Source organism: Janthinobacterium kochi, assembly GCF_051380715.1.
In the GTDB taxonomy this organism is placed as follows: Bacteria; Pseudomonadota; Gammaproteobacteria; order Burkholderiales; family Burkholderiaceae_D; genus Janthinobacterium.
Genome location: NZ_JBNYXO010000003.1, coordinates 379,861 through 394,402, shown reverse-complemented (window position 1 = coordinate 394,402; position 14,542 = coordinate 379,861). Strand labels below are relative to the sequence as shown.

Genomic DNA, 14,542 nt, shown 5'->3' with positions numbered 1-14,542 from the left:
AAATGTGGAGATTCGATGGAGAGAAAGAAGAATGCTAGACTATTTATATGAACTATCATCACAGCGCCAGCCAGCCCTCCTTCCTTGCCACCACGCCGCCCTCCGCCCTCATCCTGATTGCCGAAGATGAACCGCAAATCGCCCGCATCCTCGCCGGTTACCTGGAGCGCGACGGCTACCGCACCGCCTTCGCCCTCGATGGCCAGGAGGCGCTGCAGCAGCACCTGGCGCTGGCGCCGGACCTGCTGCTGCTCGATGTGCAAATGCCCAGGGTCGACGGCTGGGGCGTGCTGACGGAAGTGCGGCGGCGCGGCGAAACGCCCGTCATCATGCTGACGGCGCGCGACCAGGATGCGGACAAGCTGGCTGCACTGCGCGTGGGTGCCGACGACTACATCATCAAGCCTTTCAATCCGGCCGAAGTGGTGGCGCGCGTAGCGGCCGTGCTGCGCCGCTCGCGCGTGCGCCACCACCCGGTGGGCGGCCAGCGCCTGCGCTGTGGCCCCATCGAGATCGACCAGGAAACGTATGTGGCCAGCGTGCTGCGCGACGGCGCGCCCGTGCCTTTGAGCCTGACCTTGACGGAGTTCCGCCTGCTGGCGCACCTGGCGCGCACACCGCGGCGCGTCTGCAGCCGCCTGGAATTGCTGGAGTCGTGCATGCCCGAGAGCAATTCGATGGAACGCACGGTGGACAGTCATGTCAGCAAGCTGCGCAAGAAGCTCGAGGAAGCGGGTGTGATGAACATGCCGGCCAGCCTGCGCGGCGTGGGCTACCGTCTGGAAAGCGACGCCTGATGCGCTTCACAGGCCTGAACCGGCAGATCGTGCTGTCGATGTCCGTGCTGATGGTCAGCAGCATCCTGATCATCTGGATGGGCTCCTGGATCTTCTTTGCCGTCGCCTTCAAGATCGACCCCGGCATGCTGTCCGAGCCCGACGACTGGTCGCCCAGCACCGTCGAGTGGCTGTGGATCTTCGCCATCACCATCTTCGGCTTGCTGCTGGCCGCGTTTTTCGCCATCAAGCTGGCCGCGCGCATCTTGAAGCCGATCAATTCCGTGATGGACAGCGTGCGCCGCGTGGCGCATGGCGACCTGTCCGCGCGCGCCTTCGCAGGCGACCGCAGCCTGGGCGAGACGGCCATGCTGGTCGATGACTTCAACAGCATGGCCGAGCGCCTGCAGCGGGCGGCCAAGGAAAGCGAAACGTGGAATGCGGCCATCGCGCACGAACTGCGCACGCCCGTGACGATCCTGCGCGGCACCTTGCAAGGCGTCGTCGATGGCGTCTTCAAGCCCGAGGAAGTGCCGTTTACCAGCCTGCTGTCGCAAGTCGAGGACCTGGGACGCCTGATCGAGGACTTGCGCACCCTGAGCCTGGCCGACAGCGGCTACATGCAGCTGCGCATGGCGTGGACGGACCTGACCCTGGAAATCGAGGAAGTGGGCCGCCTGCTGGCGCCGGACATGGAAGCGGCCGGCTTTGCCCTGCAATTGCACCTGTCCGACCATCCCGTCTGCTGCGACGCGGCGCGCATCCGGCAAATCGTGCTGGCCCTGCTCGACAACGCGCGCCGCTATGCGCATCCTGGCCTGCTGCGCGTGCGCACGCGCGTGCAGGCCGGCCAGTACTTCCTCAGCGTCGAGGATGCAGGCCCCGGCATTTCCGACGAACTGGCGGCGCACGTATTCGAAGCGTTTCGCCGCGGCGACAGCGCGCGCGTCGACCTGAACGCGGGCAGCGGTCTGGGACTGGCCGTGGTCGAAGCCATCGCGCGCGCGCATGGCGGCAGCGCGCTCTGCACGCGTGGCAAGGCCGGCGGCAGCCTCTTTACGGTGAAATGGCCGGTGGAGCATGGCGCGTTGCCGGCCGCTGGCTGACTATATCGCCGGCGCGCGCAGCATGTCGACGAAAGCGCGCAAGACGGCCGGCATCTGCCGCCGGCTCGGGTAGTACAGGAAGTAACGGGACGGCGGCGGCAAGCAGCGCTGCAGCACGCGCGCCAGACGCCCCGCCGCAATATCGGCGCGCGCATCGGCCTCGTACACATACGCCAGTCCAGCGCCATCGCGCGCCGCGCGCAGCATCAGTGCATCGTCGTCGAACACCAGCGGGCCGTTGACGGCGATGCTGACGGCGTCCCCCTCATGCTCGAACTCCCACGCATACTGGCGTCCGCTGGGAAAACGCCGGACCATGCAGGCATGCTTCAGCAAATCGCGCGGCGTGGCTGGCGCGCCATGCGCCGCTAGGTAGACGGGCGACGCCACCACCACGAACGGTTGCGGCGCACCCACGGGCACGGCAATCATGTCGGCCGCCACCTGCTCGCCAAAGCGGATGCCCGCATCAAAACCGTCGCGCACGATATCGATCATGCCGTCATCGGTCACCACTTCCACCTGCACGCGCGGATAGAGGGCAACAAAATTGGCCAGCATGGGCGCCAGCAGCAGCCGCGCGGCCGGACGGGGCGCGTTCAGGCGCAGCTTGCCTGCAGGCACATCCTGCAAGGTGCTCAGGTCGAGCAAGGCATCATCGATTTCGCGCATGGCCGGCGCGAGGCGCGCCAATAGCTGCTGCCCCGCCTCGGTCGGCGTGACGCTGCGCGTGGTGCGGTTCAGCAGGCGCACGCCCAGGCGCTCTTCCAGCGCGCGCAGCGCATGGCTGAGGGCAGAGGCGGACACGCCCCGTTCGAGGGCCGCCTGGCGAAAGCTGCGCAAGCGGGCAACGGCGGCAAAGGCCGTCAATTCGTTGAGGTCAGCCATTGTTGAGGAAAAGATTCATGAGCCATATTCAGTAATTCATGCAGGATTAGCGATCTTATCGCATGCCGTTGCTTCACCCATACTCCTCGCATCTTTTTTTTTGACGAGGAGTGAAAAATGGAACACAGAACACTGGGCAAGTCCGGCTTGCGCGTTGCCCCCATCGGCCTGGGCTGCATGGGCATGAGCTTTGCCTACGGCGGCGCCGACGAGGCTGCCTCGCTGCGCGTGCTGCACCGCGCCGTGGAACTGGGCGTGACCCTGATCGATACGGCGGAAGTCTACGGGCCCTACGCCAACGAGGAACTGGTAGGCCGCGCCCTGAAGCAGTTGCGCGGCAAGGTCAATATCGCCACCAAGTTCGGCTTCAAGATCCTGCCCCACGGCCAGGGTGTGGAACGCATGGCGGGGGTGGACAGCCGCCCGGAGCACATCGTACAGGCCGTGGAAGGTTCGCTGTCCAGGCTCGGTATCGATTGCATCGACCTGCTGTACCAGCACCGCGTGGACCCCGCCGTGCCCATCGAAGACGTCGTCGGCGCCATGGCGAATCTGGTGCGGGCGGGCAAAGTACGCCACCTGGGGCTGTCGGAAGTGTCGGCCGCCACCCTGCGCCGCGCCCACGCCGTGCACCCGATTGCGGCCGTGCAGTCCGAGTATTCGCTGTGGAGCCGTGACGTGGAAGCCGAGGTGCTGCACGCCTGCCGCGCGCTCGGTATCGGTTTCGTGCCCTACAGCCCGCTGGGCCGGGGCTTCCTGACGGGCCAGCTCACGTCCAGCGCCGCGCTGGCACCGGATGATTACCGCCACAGCCTGCCCCGTTTTCAGCCGCAGGCGATGGCGGCCAACGCGAACATGGTGGCCGAACTGCAAGGCCTGGCGGCCGCGCGCGGCGCCACGGCGGCCCAGCTGGCCCTGGCCTGGCTGCTGGCGCAAGGCGACGATATCGTGCCGATTCCCGGCGCCCGCAGCCTGGCGCACCTGGAAGAAAATGTCGCCGCCGCGCAGATCAAGCTCAGCGAAAGCGATCTGGCTGCCATCGGCGCCGCCATCGCGCCCGCCAGCGTGCAGGGCGCGCGCTACCCACAGCATGAGCTTGCCATGCTTGGCCTGTAGACAACAACACCTGAGTGCGCTAATTTGAGTACGATAAACAGGTTCTTTGCCGCTTTGCACTTGAAATGCCTGAATCCGCTATCATTTCCAATCTGAACTATTCATTATGAAAGAAATTTATATGTCCGATTTGCTCGAAACACTGCAATGGCGCTACGCCACCAAGAAGATGGACCCGACGAAAACGGTGCCGCAAGACAAGGTCGAGCGCATCCTGGAAGCCGTGCGCCTGACGGCCAGCTCCAGCGGACTGCATCCTTACGAAGTGTTCGTCGTAACGAATCCGGCCCTGCGCGAGCAGATCAAGCCGCATGCATGGAACCAGTCGCAAGTGACGGACGCCTCGCATCTGCTGGTGTTTGCTGCCTGGGACAATTACACGGTCGAACGCATCAACAAGATGTTTGACCTGGTCAATACCGTACGCGGCTTCAAAAATGAAGGCTGGGAAGCGTACCGCCAGCAAATCCTGGCCACGTATCCGCAGCGCGACGCGGAAACCAACTACCAGCACGCGGCGCGCCAGGCGTATATCGGCGTGGGCACAGCCCTGATCGCCGCAGCGCAGGAAAAAGTCGATTCGACGCCGATGGAAGGTTTTGATCCGGCCAAGGTCGATGAAATCCTGAACCTGCGCGAAAAAGGCTTGCGTTCCGTCGTCATGCTGCCGCTCGGCTATCGCGCCGACGAAGGCGACTGGCTGGTGGACTTGAAAAAAGTGCGCCCTGCGCGCGAGCAATTCATCACCGAGCTGGCGTAAGCGCTTCGCCCGTGACTGAAAAGCGGATGCCGGCGACGGCAGCCGCTTTTTTTTTGCTGTCAGGCGGGCTGCGGGAAGCGCACCGTTACCAGCAGGCCCCGCCCCGCTTCCCCTTCGGCCAGCGCGATATCGGCCTGATGGTGCTCGGCGATATGGCGCACGATGGACAGGCCCAGACCACAGCCCCAGGCGTCGTTGCCGTCGGGGCGGAAGAAGCGGTCGAACAGGCGTGCATGGTGCTGCTGCGGCACGCCGGGACCGTTGTCGGACACGCGCAGCAAGGGCCTGCCCTCTTCCACCGCCGCCTGCAAGTCGACCCTGCCGCCTTGCTGCGTGTAGCGCAAGGCGTTGTCGATCAGGTTATTCAGCAACACTTGCAAACCGTCGGGATCGGCCTGCACCAGCACCCTGGCCGGCGCCGTTTCCACCAAGCCCAGGTCGATTTCGCGGCTGTCGGCCAGCGCGCTGTGGTCGGCCACGGCCGCTTCGAGCAACTGTCCCAGGTCCACCGTGTGCAGCTGGCTGGCCGTCAGCGCCGTTTCATGGCGCGCCAGGCTGAGCAGCTGACGTACCAGGTGCGTGCTGCGGTCCAGCCGTTCATGCAGCCGCGCCAGCGCCACGCGGCGTTCTTCCTCGCTACCGGCGCGTTCAGCCACCTGCAGCTGCAGTTTCAATGCCGTCAACGGCGAGCGCAATTCATGCGCGGCATCGGCGACAAAGGTGCGCTGCGCCGTCAGCGCCGCCTCGAACTGCCGCATCAAGCTGTTGAGCGCCAGCGCCACGGGCCGCAGTTCGGGCGGCATCTGCTGCGCCTCCAGCGGCGTCAGGGCGTCCGGCGAACGGCCCGCCACCGATTCGGCCAGCCGGTGCAGGGGCGCCAGCGCGCGCCCCACCACGACGACAATCAGCAGCGCCAGGATCAGCGCGAACACCAGCAGGGGTGCGCCGGCCCGCATGGTCATCTGCCAGGCCAGCTGGTCGCGCACGGCCTGCGCCTGCGCCACCTGCACGTAACGGCCACGCCGCGTCTCGCCGTACAGACGCCAGTCCTCGCCGCGCAACGTGACATCGGCAAAGCCGGCCAGCGCATAGCGCGGCAATGCTGGCTGGCCCTGCAGGACGGGCAATGGCTGGCCGTCCTCGTCCCACGCCTGCAGCACGAACGCTTCTTCCGGCTCTTGCGCGGCGGCCAGGCCCGCCTGCGGCTCGAACTCGTCGGGCAAGGCCACGGCCAGCTGACGCAACTGCAAATCGGCCAGTTCATTGGCTTCTTCCAACAGCGAGCGGAACAGCGAAATGCCCGCGCCGAGCACGCACAGCAAGGTGGCTGCCAGCAAACCGAGCAGCAACTGGCGGCGGATGGTCAGCAAGATGCCACCCGCATCTTGTAGCCCACGCCGCGCACGGTCTGGATGCTGTCCGCGCCGAACTTCTTGCGCAGCTGGTACACGTACACGTCGACGGTATTGCTTTCCACTTCGCTATCCCAGCCGTACAGCTTTTCGCTCAGTTGCCGCTTCGACACCACCTTGCCAGGATGGTCTAGCAAGGCGCGCAGCACGGAAAACTCGCGCGGCGGCAGCTTGATCTGCTCGCCCTCGAACGTGACGTCGTGGCTGGCCAGGTCCAGGGTCAGCGCGCCATGCTCGATGACGGAGCGCGAACGGCTGACCCTGCGGCGCAGCAGTGCGCGTATGCGCGCCAGCAATTCATCGAGGTCGAACGGTTTCACCAGGTAATCGTCGGCGCCACTGTCGAGCCCCTCGACGCGGGCCCGCGTGCCATCGCGCGCCGTGATGATCAGCACGGGCAAGTCGGCGCCCCGCGCACGCATGGTGCGCAACACGTCCATGCCCTCCTTGCCGGGCAAGCCCAGGTCCAGCAGCATCAGGTCGTAGGCGAAACCGGCCAGCGCCAGCTCCGCATCATGGCCGTCGCGCACCCAGTCCACGGCATAGCACTCGCCGCGCAAGCCCTCGACCAGGCTTTCCCCGATCATCGGATCGTCTTCCACCAGCAACACGCGCACCCGGGCCCTCACAATCGCACAAAATAGCGATATCTTACCTTGGCTGGCGCAAGCCGGCTTGGCGCTGGCTGCGCGGCCGCGGCCATCCCCGCCAGGTGGCAAGGATTGCCAGTGTTCCTGTACGCCTGAGCAGCCTCCCGCGGATAATTGACGTCAGCCAAAGCCGGCGCCGCAGTCAATGTCTTACAGATCCTGGTTGCGGTTCAAGGTCACGTCCCCTTCGGGGGCAGTGGCTGGCACCACGGACTGCGTCGTGGCCGAGTACGCATCGACATATTGCATGTTCACGACGGGCCTGGCGTTGACGTACCAGTTGCTGTCGAACTGGATAAAGGGATTGGTCCTGGGGATCACGCCGCCCTGCTGCGGCGTCAGACTGGCCTGTGGTGGCTGTGACTGGCGCTCCGGCGTCATCTTCATGTCATCACCGGCGCCATGGCTGCGCATGTCGAGCGCGATTTGATGGTCGTAGACGAATGATTCGATGGGGCCAGGCACGCCCTTCAACGCTTGCCAGGCAGGATTGCGGTAATTGCTCTGCGGGTTCTGCGGTTTCTGGAACACCAGCGCGGTCTTGCCTCGCATTTCGTCCGATTCCACGTTGTAGCTGATGTTAATTTGCGTAACCATCGTTTGCTCCCTGCTCTGGCTCTGCCCGGACTCAAGAAAAACAGCGCCGGACGACGAGTCCGTGATTTCCTCTGGCGCTGGTCATCACTGCAAACGATGCGGCGGCGCTCGCCTGGCACTGCCCGCAACAGGCCCTGGCGGATGCAGGGCCTGCGCGGCAGCTTACCGGACGATTACTGCGCCAGGTAGCGTTCCGAACGTGGGCCGTACAGCAAGCCGTTCGGCACGCCGGCCGACAGCAGCCGCGCATTTGCCGTGCCGGCGATAGGATGGCTGGCATCGGTGCTGGTGTTGATGATTTGCTTGACCGCAGCCGTCACCAGGGCGCCGATCAGGCCGCCGCCACCGCTGTTATTGCCTTCATTGCTCGAAGCGCTGGCCGCGCCCTGCCACAGCAAGGTACCCGTCTTCAGGTCGACCAGCTTGGCATCGACCGACACCACCGTCACGCTGTCGATCACGGCGTAGGTCGTACCGTACTTGGAGATCGTCACATACAGGCCCGCATCGGCGCCAAAGATCTCGTTGAGCTTTTTCGCATCGACACCGTGGATATCGGCGGCATTCGTCAAGCCGTTCTGCTTGAAGGTTTCACCGACCACGGCTACCGGCAGCACGTAGTAGCCCGCTTCGGCCAGCGGATAGGTCACTTGCGCGTAGACGCTGTTGCCGGCATTGACTTCCGGCGAGTTGTTCAAGGGCGGCAAGACCACGATGGAACGCGGCTTGGCCGCCTTGAAGGCCGTATAGTCATACGCGGCCTGCTTGGTGGCGCAGCCGACCATAAAGATGGCAGGAGCCAGGCACAGGGCCATTTTCAACATGCGCGACATCATAATTTCTCGCCTTTTTTCAATTTACCCAACAAGAAATCCATATACGGCGTCGATTCCGGGAAGAGTTTTTTCTCGTCTTCGAACTGCGCGGCAACCTGCTCCGGCTTGCCGGCAATCGAGTACAGCATGCCCAGGTGGGCATGGTAGCCCGGCGGCGCGTGATTGCCCTTCGCGCCAATCACTTGCAAGTCTTTTTCCATGGCGGCGATCTGCTGCTCCGGGCTTTCACCTTTCAGGTATTCGTACACTTGCGGCTGGTAACCTTCCCATTGATACAGGGTCTTCGATTGCGTGGCGCAACCGGTCAGGGCGGCACAGGCGAGCAGCGCCAGCAGGGCAGCGCCCTTGTTCATCATTGTCTGTTTCATGGGATACCTTATTGTTTGCGCAGTGCGCCCGCTTCGACGCCCGCCACCAGGCGCTCGACGGCTTCGCGCATGGCCAGGTCCAGGACTTTGCCGTTGAGGGTGGCGTCATAGCTGGCGGTGCCGCCAAAGCCCAGTACTTCGCGGTTCGACAGGCTGTATTCGCCGGCGCCCGAGCTCGAATACACGACTTCCGAGGTGGCGATGTTGACAACGTTCAAGGTGACTTTGGCATACGCCACTTGCGTCTTGCCGCGGCCCATGATGCCGAACAATTGCTTGTCGCCCACTTCCTTGCGGCCAAACTCGGTCACGTCGCCAGTGACGACGAAATCCGCACCCTTGATGTTCTGGCCCTGCTTCTTGAATTCGGCTTCTTGCTTGAGCTCGGCCATGTTGTCGCGGTCGAGCACGTTGAAACGGTTGGACGTCTGCAGGTGCGCAATCAGGATCGTTTTCGACTGGCTGCCCAAGCGGTCGACGCCATCGGAAAAGATGCCGCGCATGAAGTTCGAGCGGTTGTCGAATTTACCGACAGCGATCAGGGTGCGTGGACCAACGTAGGGACGGGCTGCGCTGGCAACCGTGGGGACAGCCAGGGCTTGCGACGATTCGGAAGCGCAGCCAGCCAAAGCCGCGCCAATCAGCGCTGCAATCAACAACGCGCCGGGTTTATTCTTGTTCATAGTGCCCTTATGATATGGAGGATCAGGAGCAACCTGCGAAATTGATTTTAGGCAAGTTAATTTCCTAATTGCAATTATATGGTATTGCATGTCTCACAATTCTCTCCAAAAGTAACGATGGCAAGGATTGCATGATTGCCAGCGCCATGCATGCTTGACTTCCCGGGGCCGATTCGTTAACTTGGTAGTAAAAAAGCGTGTCGTCAGCGCCCTATGCCACTGTCCCTCACAGACCTCGCCCGCCGGCCTGTTCCACCCCGGCGCCAACGCCACGCTTTTCACATAGACGGATCCCAAGGCCATGCCGACACACGATCATTCCCCGGCCCATCCGCTGGCCACGGCGCTGGCGCTGTCGCTGGGCGCAGCCGTCGCCCTGGGGCTGTCGCGCTTTTCGTATGGCTTGCTGCTGCCGCCCATGCGCGACGACCTGGACTGGTCCTACCTGCTGGCCGGGGCCATGAACACTTTCAATGCCCTCGGCTATTTTCTGGGCGCCCTGGCCACGCCAGCGCTGATGCGCCGCCTGGGCGTGTGGCGATTGCTGATCGCCGGTTCCGTGCTGGCCAGCATCTTCATGCTGATGTCGGGCCTGGTCAGCGATACGACCGCCCTGTTCCTGCAACGCGTGTGCGCGGGCGTGGCCAGCGCCTTCATATTCATCGCCGGCGGCGTGCTGGCGGCGCGCCTCGGTTCCATGCATAGCCAGCACGCCGGCTTCTACATAGGCCTGTATTACGGCGGCACGGGCTTCGGCATCGCGCTGTCGGCCCTGCTGGTGCCGGCGGCGCTGGCCGCCGCACAGGAGCATGGCGCCGCGCACGCCTGGCAATGGCCCTGGCTGGCACTGGGCATCGCCTGCCTGGCCGCCACCGCCATCATGGCCGTGCCGGCGAAGGCGATCGGCGAAGCGCCGCGCGCCCTCGACACGCCGCGGCGCTTCGCCTGGCGCGATTTCGCCCCCAGCCTGGCCGGCTATTTCATGTTTGGCGTCGGCTACATCGGCTACATGACCTTCGTCATCGCCCTGCTCAAGCAGCAAGGCATGCCACCCACCCTGATCACCGTGTTCTACACTTTATTGGGTCTGGCGGTGGTGGCGTCGTCGCGCATCTGGGCGCGCATGCTGGACCGCTACAGGGGCGGCGAATCACTGGCGATCCTGAATGGCGTGCTGGGCATAGTGACCATCCTGCCCGCGCTGACGAGCTTTGTACCCGTCGTGTTCCTGTCCGGCCTGGTCTTCGGCGCCGTATTCCTGTCGGTGGTGGCCTCGACCACGGCCCTCGTGCGGCATAACCTGCCGCAGCAATCCTGGACGGCCGGCATCAGCGCTTACACGACAGTATTCGCGCTGGGCCAGATCGTCGGCCCCATCGTGGTCGGCTGGATCGCCGATGGACCGGCTGGGCTGGAGCGGGGATTGATCGCCTCGGCCATCGCCCTCTTCATCGGCGGCGCGCTGGCCGCGCGGCAAAAAGCGCTGGCGCCGGCCGCATAGTAGACTACAGGCATGGCCCACCTTCGCGGAAAGCACACGATGAACACCGATGCACGAAAAATCCCGGCAACAATGGATGCCGAAACGCTGGAATTCATCCAGGGCCTGTTTGCCCTCGTGCGCGAAGGCGATACGCAGCAACTGGGCGCCATGCTCGCGCACGGCGTGCCAGTGAACTTCCGCAACGAAAAAAGCGACAGCCTGATCATGCTGGCCAGCTACCATGGCCACCTGGAAACATCGCGCCTGCTGCTAGCTGCGGGCGCCGACGCCAACGTCCCCAACGACCAGGGCCAGACGCCGCTGGCCGGCGTGGCCTACAAGGGTTACCTGGGCATCGCCGAACTGCTGCTCCAGCACGGCGCCAGCGTGGAAGGCAACAGTCCCGATGGCAAGACCCCCTTGATGATGGCCGCCATGTTCAACCGCCTGGCCATCCTCGAGCTGCTGCTGCAACACGGCGCCCGCATCGATGCCGTGGACAGCCGCGGCATGACCGCCGTTTCACTGGCCAAGAGCATGAATGCGCAGGAAACCCTGGGCCGCCTGGTCAGTTTGGGGCAGACGACATAGCCAACGCTGACATCACCGACAGCTTGCCGGTGTCGTTGAGCCGGCGTTAGCTGACGCTGACGAATGAACAATTATTCCCACTCGATGGTCGCTGGCGGCTTGCCCGAGATATCGTAGACGACGCGGTTGATGCCGCGCACTTCATTGATGATGCGGTTCGACACCTTGCCCAGCAGGCTGTGCGGCAGGTGCGCCCAATGGGCCGTCATGAAGTCTTGCGTTTGCACGGCGCGCAAGGCCACCACGTATTCGTAGGTGCGGCCATCGCCCATCACGCCCACCGATTTGACGGGCAGGAAGACGGCGAAAGCCTGGCTGGTCGCTTCATACCAGTTCGCTGGCAGCGCGTCCGGGTCAACGGCCTGGCCGGCGACGAATTCATATGGCGTGTTGCGCAGCTCTTCGATGAAGATGGCGTCGGCGCGGCGCAGCAGGTCGGCGTAGTCTTTCTTGACTTCGCCGAGGATGCGCACGCCCAGGCCAGGGCCCGGGAACGGGTGGCGGTAGACCATGTCATGCGGCAAGCCCAAGGCCACGCCCAGTTTGCGCACTTCATCCTTGAACAGTTCGCGCAAGGGTTCGAGCAACTTGAGCTTCATGGTGTCCGGCAAGCCGCCCACGTTGTGGTGGCTCTTGATGGTCTGGCCTTTCTTGCCTTTGCCGGCCGATTCGATCACGTCCGGGTAAATCGTGCCTTGCGCCAGCCATTTGGCGTTGACCAGCTTGCCCGATTCGACCTGGAACACTTCGACAAATTCGCGGCCGATGATCTTGCGCTTTTGCTCGGGGTCGGTGACGCCGGCCAGGTGGCCCATGAACTGGTCTTCCGCATCGACGCGGATGACTTTCACGCCCAGGTTCTTGGCGAACATGTCCATCACCATCTGGCCTTCGTCCAGGCGCAGCAGGCCGTGGTCAACGAAGACGCAGGTCAGCTGGTCGCCGATGGCGCGGTGGATCAGGGCAGCGGCCACGGAGGAATCGACGCCGCCGGACAGGCCCAGGATGACATCGTCGGTACCGACTTGCGCGCGGATTTTTTCCACTGCTTCGCTGATGTAGTCGGGCATGTTCCAGTCCGATTTGCAGCCGCAGATTTCATGCACGAAACGGCCGATCATGGCCTTGCCCTGCACCGTGTGCGTCACTTCCGGGTGGAATTGCACGCCGTAGAACTGGCGTTCTTCGTCAGCCATGGCGGCGATCGGGCAGCTCGGGGTGTTGCCCATCAGCTTGAAACCTGGCGGCATTTCCAGCACTTTGTCGCCGTGGCTCATCCACACTTTCAGCATGCCGTGGCCTTCGTCGGTGACAAAGTCGGCAATACCGTTGAGCAACTTGGTGTGGCTGCGGGCGCGCACTTCAGCGTAGCCGAATTCGCGCACCAGGCCGTTTTCCACCTTGCCGCCCAGCTGGGCCGCCATGGTTTGCATGCCGTAGCAGATGCCCAGCACGGGCACGCCCAGTTCGAACACGGCTTGCGGCGCGCGCGGCGAATCGCCGTCCAGGGTGGAATTGTGGCTACCCGACAGGATCACGCCGGCGGCGCCATAGTTGCGCACGAATTCGTCGCTGACGTCATACGGGAAGACTTCGGAAAACACGCCGGAATCGCGCACGCGGCGGGCGATCAACTGGGTGACTTGGGAACCGAAATCGAGAATGAGGATTTTAGAATGCATGATGGGGACTTTATCTGGAGGCTATTGCAAAACCGGCGCCGGGGTGTTTCACCCTTGCGCCGGTCTGGACTTTCCTTACCGCTTACTCGGAGCGATAATTTGGCGCTTCTTTCGTGATCTGCACATCATGGACATGCGACTCGCGCATGCCGGCCGAGGTGATTTCCACGAATTCCGCCTTTTCGCGCAGTTCGTCGATGGTGGCGCAACCGCAGTAACCCATCGATTGACGCACGCCGCCCACCAACTGGAAGATGATCGCCAGCACGCTGCCTTTGTAGGCCACGCGGCCTTCGATACCTTCAGGCACGAACTTGTCGGCCTTCATGGTGGCGTCCTGGAAGTAACGATCTGCCGAACCATCGGACATCGCACCCAGCGAACCCATGCCGCGGTACGATTTGTAGCTGCGGCCCTGGTACAGGATCACTTCGCCTGGCGCTTCTTCCGTGCCGGCAAACATGGAACCCATCATCACGGTGGAGGCGCCAGCGGCCAGCGCTTTGGAAATATCACCCGAGAAGCGGATACCGCCGTCGGCGATACATGGCACGCCCGTGCCTTCCAGTGCTTCGGCGACATTCGAGATGGCTGTGATTTGCGGCACGCCCACACCGGCGACGATACGCGTGGTGCAGATCGAGCCAGGACCGATGCCGACCTTGACCGCATCGGCGCCGTATTCCACCAGCGCCTTGGCGGCGGCGGCGGTGGCGATATTGCCGCCAATTACTTCCACTTGCGGGTATTTGGTCTTGATCCAGCGTACGCGGTCCAGGATGCCCTGCGAGTGGCCGTGGGCCGTGTCGACCACCAGCACGTCGACGCCAGCGGCGACCAGCAGGTCGATGCGCTCTTCATCCTTGGCACCGACGCCGACGGCAGCGCCGACCAGCAGCTTGCCCTGGCTGTCTTTCGACGCGAACGGGTGGGAAGTCGATTTCTGGATATCCTTGACGGTGATCAGGCCGCGCAATTCGAAGGCGTCGTTGACGACCAGCACGCGCTCGAGGCGGTGCTTGTTCATCAGGCGCTTGGCTTCGGCCGTATCGGCATCTTCATTGACGACCACGAGTTTTTCGCGCGGGGTCATCTTGGCGGAGGCTTCAGCGTCGAGTTCCTTTTCAAAGCGCAAATCGCGGTTGGTGATGATGCCGACGACTTCCTTGCCCTTGACGACGGGGAAACCGCTGATGCCGTATTGTTCCGTCAGCGCGATGACGTCGCGGATTTTCATTTCTGGTGGAATCGTGATCGGATCACGCAGCACGCCAGCTTCGAAACGTTTTACGCGGGCCACTTCACGTGCCTGGTCCTTCGGATTCAAATTCTTGTGGATAATGCCGATGCCACCTTCCTGGGCCATCGCAATCGCCAGGCGGGCTTCCGTCACCGTATCCATGGCTGCGGACAGCAAGGGAATATTCAGTGTGATATTGCGGGTCAGGCGAGTTTTGAGGGACGTATCGGCGGGCAGAACGTTGGAGTAGGCTGGGACGAGCAGCACATCATCGAATGTGAGTGCTTTTTGAAGTAGACGCATAGCATTTCCTATTGGCGCAAAAGCAGATTATACAGAAAAAAGTACCTTCCG

General features: G+C 63.3%; 15 protein-coding genes. 6 read left to right on the top strand and 9 right to left on the bottom strand.

The window, feature by feature from the left end; all coding sequences use genetic code 11:
- Nucleotides 1-47: 47 nt before the first annotated feature.
- Nucleotides 48-797 (top strand): response regulator, encoded by a 750-nt coding sequence (locus ACQ4WL_RS09465; RefSeq protein WP_436509472.1) that lies wholly within the window; start codon nt 48-50, stop codon nt 795-797.
- A complete protein-coding gene (locus ACQ4WL_RS09460) occupies nt 797-1,882 on the top strand; it encodes an ATP-binding protein (RefSeq protein ID WP_436509471.1) in 1,086 nt (361 codons plus the stop codon). Before ACQ4WL_RS09465 ends, ACQ4WL_RS09460 begins: the two co-directional genes overlap by 1 nt.
- Here the strand turns inward: ACQ4WL_RS09460 and ACQ4WL_RS09455 are convergent, their stop codons facing one another.
- On the bottom strand, nt 1,883-2,770 hold the full coding sequence (locus ACQ4WL_RS09455; RefSeq protein ID WP_436509470.1) for a LysR family transcriptional regulator: 888 nt from the start codon (nt 2,768-2,770) through the stop codon (nt 1,883-1,885).
- Nucleotides 2,771-2,887: 117 nt separating this feature from the next.
- Here ACQ4WL_RS09455 and ACQ4WL_RS09450 point away from each other — a divergent pair, with 117 nt between their 5' ends.
- Complete coding sequence (locus ACQ4WL_RS09450; RefSeq protein WP_436509469.1) at nt 2,888-3,886, top strand: aldo/keto reductase; 999 nt, start codon at nt 2,888-2,890, stop codon at nt 3,884-3,886.
- Between the two features lie 121 nt (nt 3,887-4,007).
- Nucleotides 4,008-4,646 (top strand): NAD(P)H-dependent oxidoreductase, encoded by a 639-nt coding sequence (locus ACQ4WL_RS09445; protein WP_353657524.1) that lies wholly within the window; start codon nt 4,008-4,010, stop codon nt 4,644-4,646.
- A 59-nt stretch (nt 4,647-4,705) separates the two neighbouring features.
- On the opposite strand, the gene ACQ4WL_RS09440 is transcribed toward ACQ4WL_RS09445, so the two are convergent.
- The 6 genes from ACQ4WL_RS09440 to ACQ4WL_RS09415 all read right to left on the bottom strand — a co-directional run bounded on the left by ACQ4WL_RS09440 (nt 4,706) and on the right by ACQ4WL_RS09415 (nt 9,192).
- The gene (locus ACQ4WL_RS09440; protein ID WP_436509468.1) at nt 4,706-6,016 is read right to left on the bottom strand and encodes an ATP-binding protein; all 1,311 of its coding nucleotides are present in this window, start codon (nt 6,014-6,016) and stop codon (nt 4,706-4,708) included.
- Nucleotides 6,010-6,675, bottom strand: a complete 666-nt coding sequence (locus tag ACQ4WL_RS09435; RefSeq protein ID WP_436509467.1) for a response regulator — start codon at nt 6,673-6,675, stop codon at nt 6,010-6,012. The genes ACQ4WL_RS09440 and ACQ4WL_RS09435 overlap by 7 nt, the downstream gene beginning before the upstream one ends.
- Before the next feature lie 183 nt (nt 6,676-6,858).
- Nucleotides 6,859-7,305 (bottom strand): hypothetical protein, encoded by a 447-nt coding sequence (locus tag ACQ4WL_RS09430; RefSeq protein WP_436509466.1) that lies wholly within the window; start codon nt 7,303-7,305, stop codon nt 6,859-6,861.
- Between the two features lie 173 nt (nt 7,306-7,478).
- Nucleotides 7,479-8,141, bottom strand: coding sequence for a DUF799 domain-containing protein (locus tag ACQ4WL_RS09425; protein WP_436509465.1), 663 nt, complete (start codon nt 8,139-8,141; stop codon nt 7,479-7,481).
- On the bottom strand, nt 8,138-8,509 hold the full coding sequence (locus ACQ4WL_RS09420) for a DUF4810 domain-containing protein (RefSeq protein WP_436509464.1): 372 nt from the start codon (nt 8,507-8,509) through the stop codon (nt 8,138-8,140). Before ACQ4WL_RS09420 ends, ACQ4WL_RS09425 begins: the two co-directional genes overlap by 4 nt.
- Nucleotides 8,510-8,517: 8 nt before the next feature.
- Entirely contained in the window at nt 8,518-9,192 is a 675-nt protein-coding gene (locus ACQ4WL_RS09415; RefSeq protein ID WP_289948277.1) for a CsgG/HfaB family protein, read from the bottom strand.
- A 301-nt stretch (nt 9,193-9,493) separates the two neighbouring features.
- On the opposite strand from ACQ4WL_RS09415, the gene ACQ4WL_RS09410 reads away from it, so the two are divergent.
- Both ACQ4WL_RS09410 and ACQ4WL_RS09405 read left to right on the top strand, forming a co-directional pair.
- Nucleotides 9,494-10,693 (top strand): YbfB/YjiJ family MFS transporter, encoded by a 1,200-nt coding sequence (locus tag ACQ4WL_RS09410; protein WP_436509463.1) that lies wholly within the window; start codon nt 9,494-9,496, stop codon nt 10,691-10,693.
- Between the two features lie 39 nt (nt 10,694-10,732).
- On the top strand, nt 10,733-11,266 hold the full coding sequence (locus tag ACQ4WL_RS09405) for an ankyrin repeat domain-containing protein (RefSeq protein ID WP_436509462.1): 534 nt from the start codon (nt 10,733-10,735) through the stop codon (nt 11,264-11,266).
- 71 nt (nt 11,267-11,337) lie between these two features.
- Here ACQ4WL_RS09405 and guaA read toward each other — a convergent pair whose 3' ends face one another.
- Nucleotides 11,338-12,948, bottom strand: a complete 1,611-nt coding sequence (gene guaA, locus ACQ4WL_RS09400; protein WP_436509461.1) for a glutamine-hydrolyzing GMP synthase — start codon at nt 12,946-12,948, stop codon at nt 11,338-11,340.
- 82 nt (nt 12,949-13,030) lie between these two features.
- On the bottom strand, nt 13,031-14,491 hold the full coding sequence (guaB, locus tag ACQ4WL_RS09395; RefSeq protein ID WP_099377100.1) for an IMP dehydrogenase: 1,461 nt from the start codon (nt 14,489-14,491) through the stop codon (nt 13,031-13,033).
- Between the last annotated feature and the right edge of the window lie 51 nt (nt 14,492-14,542).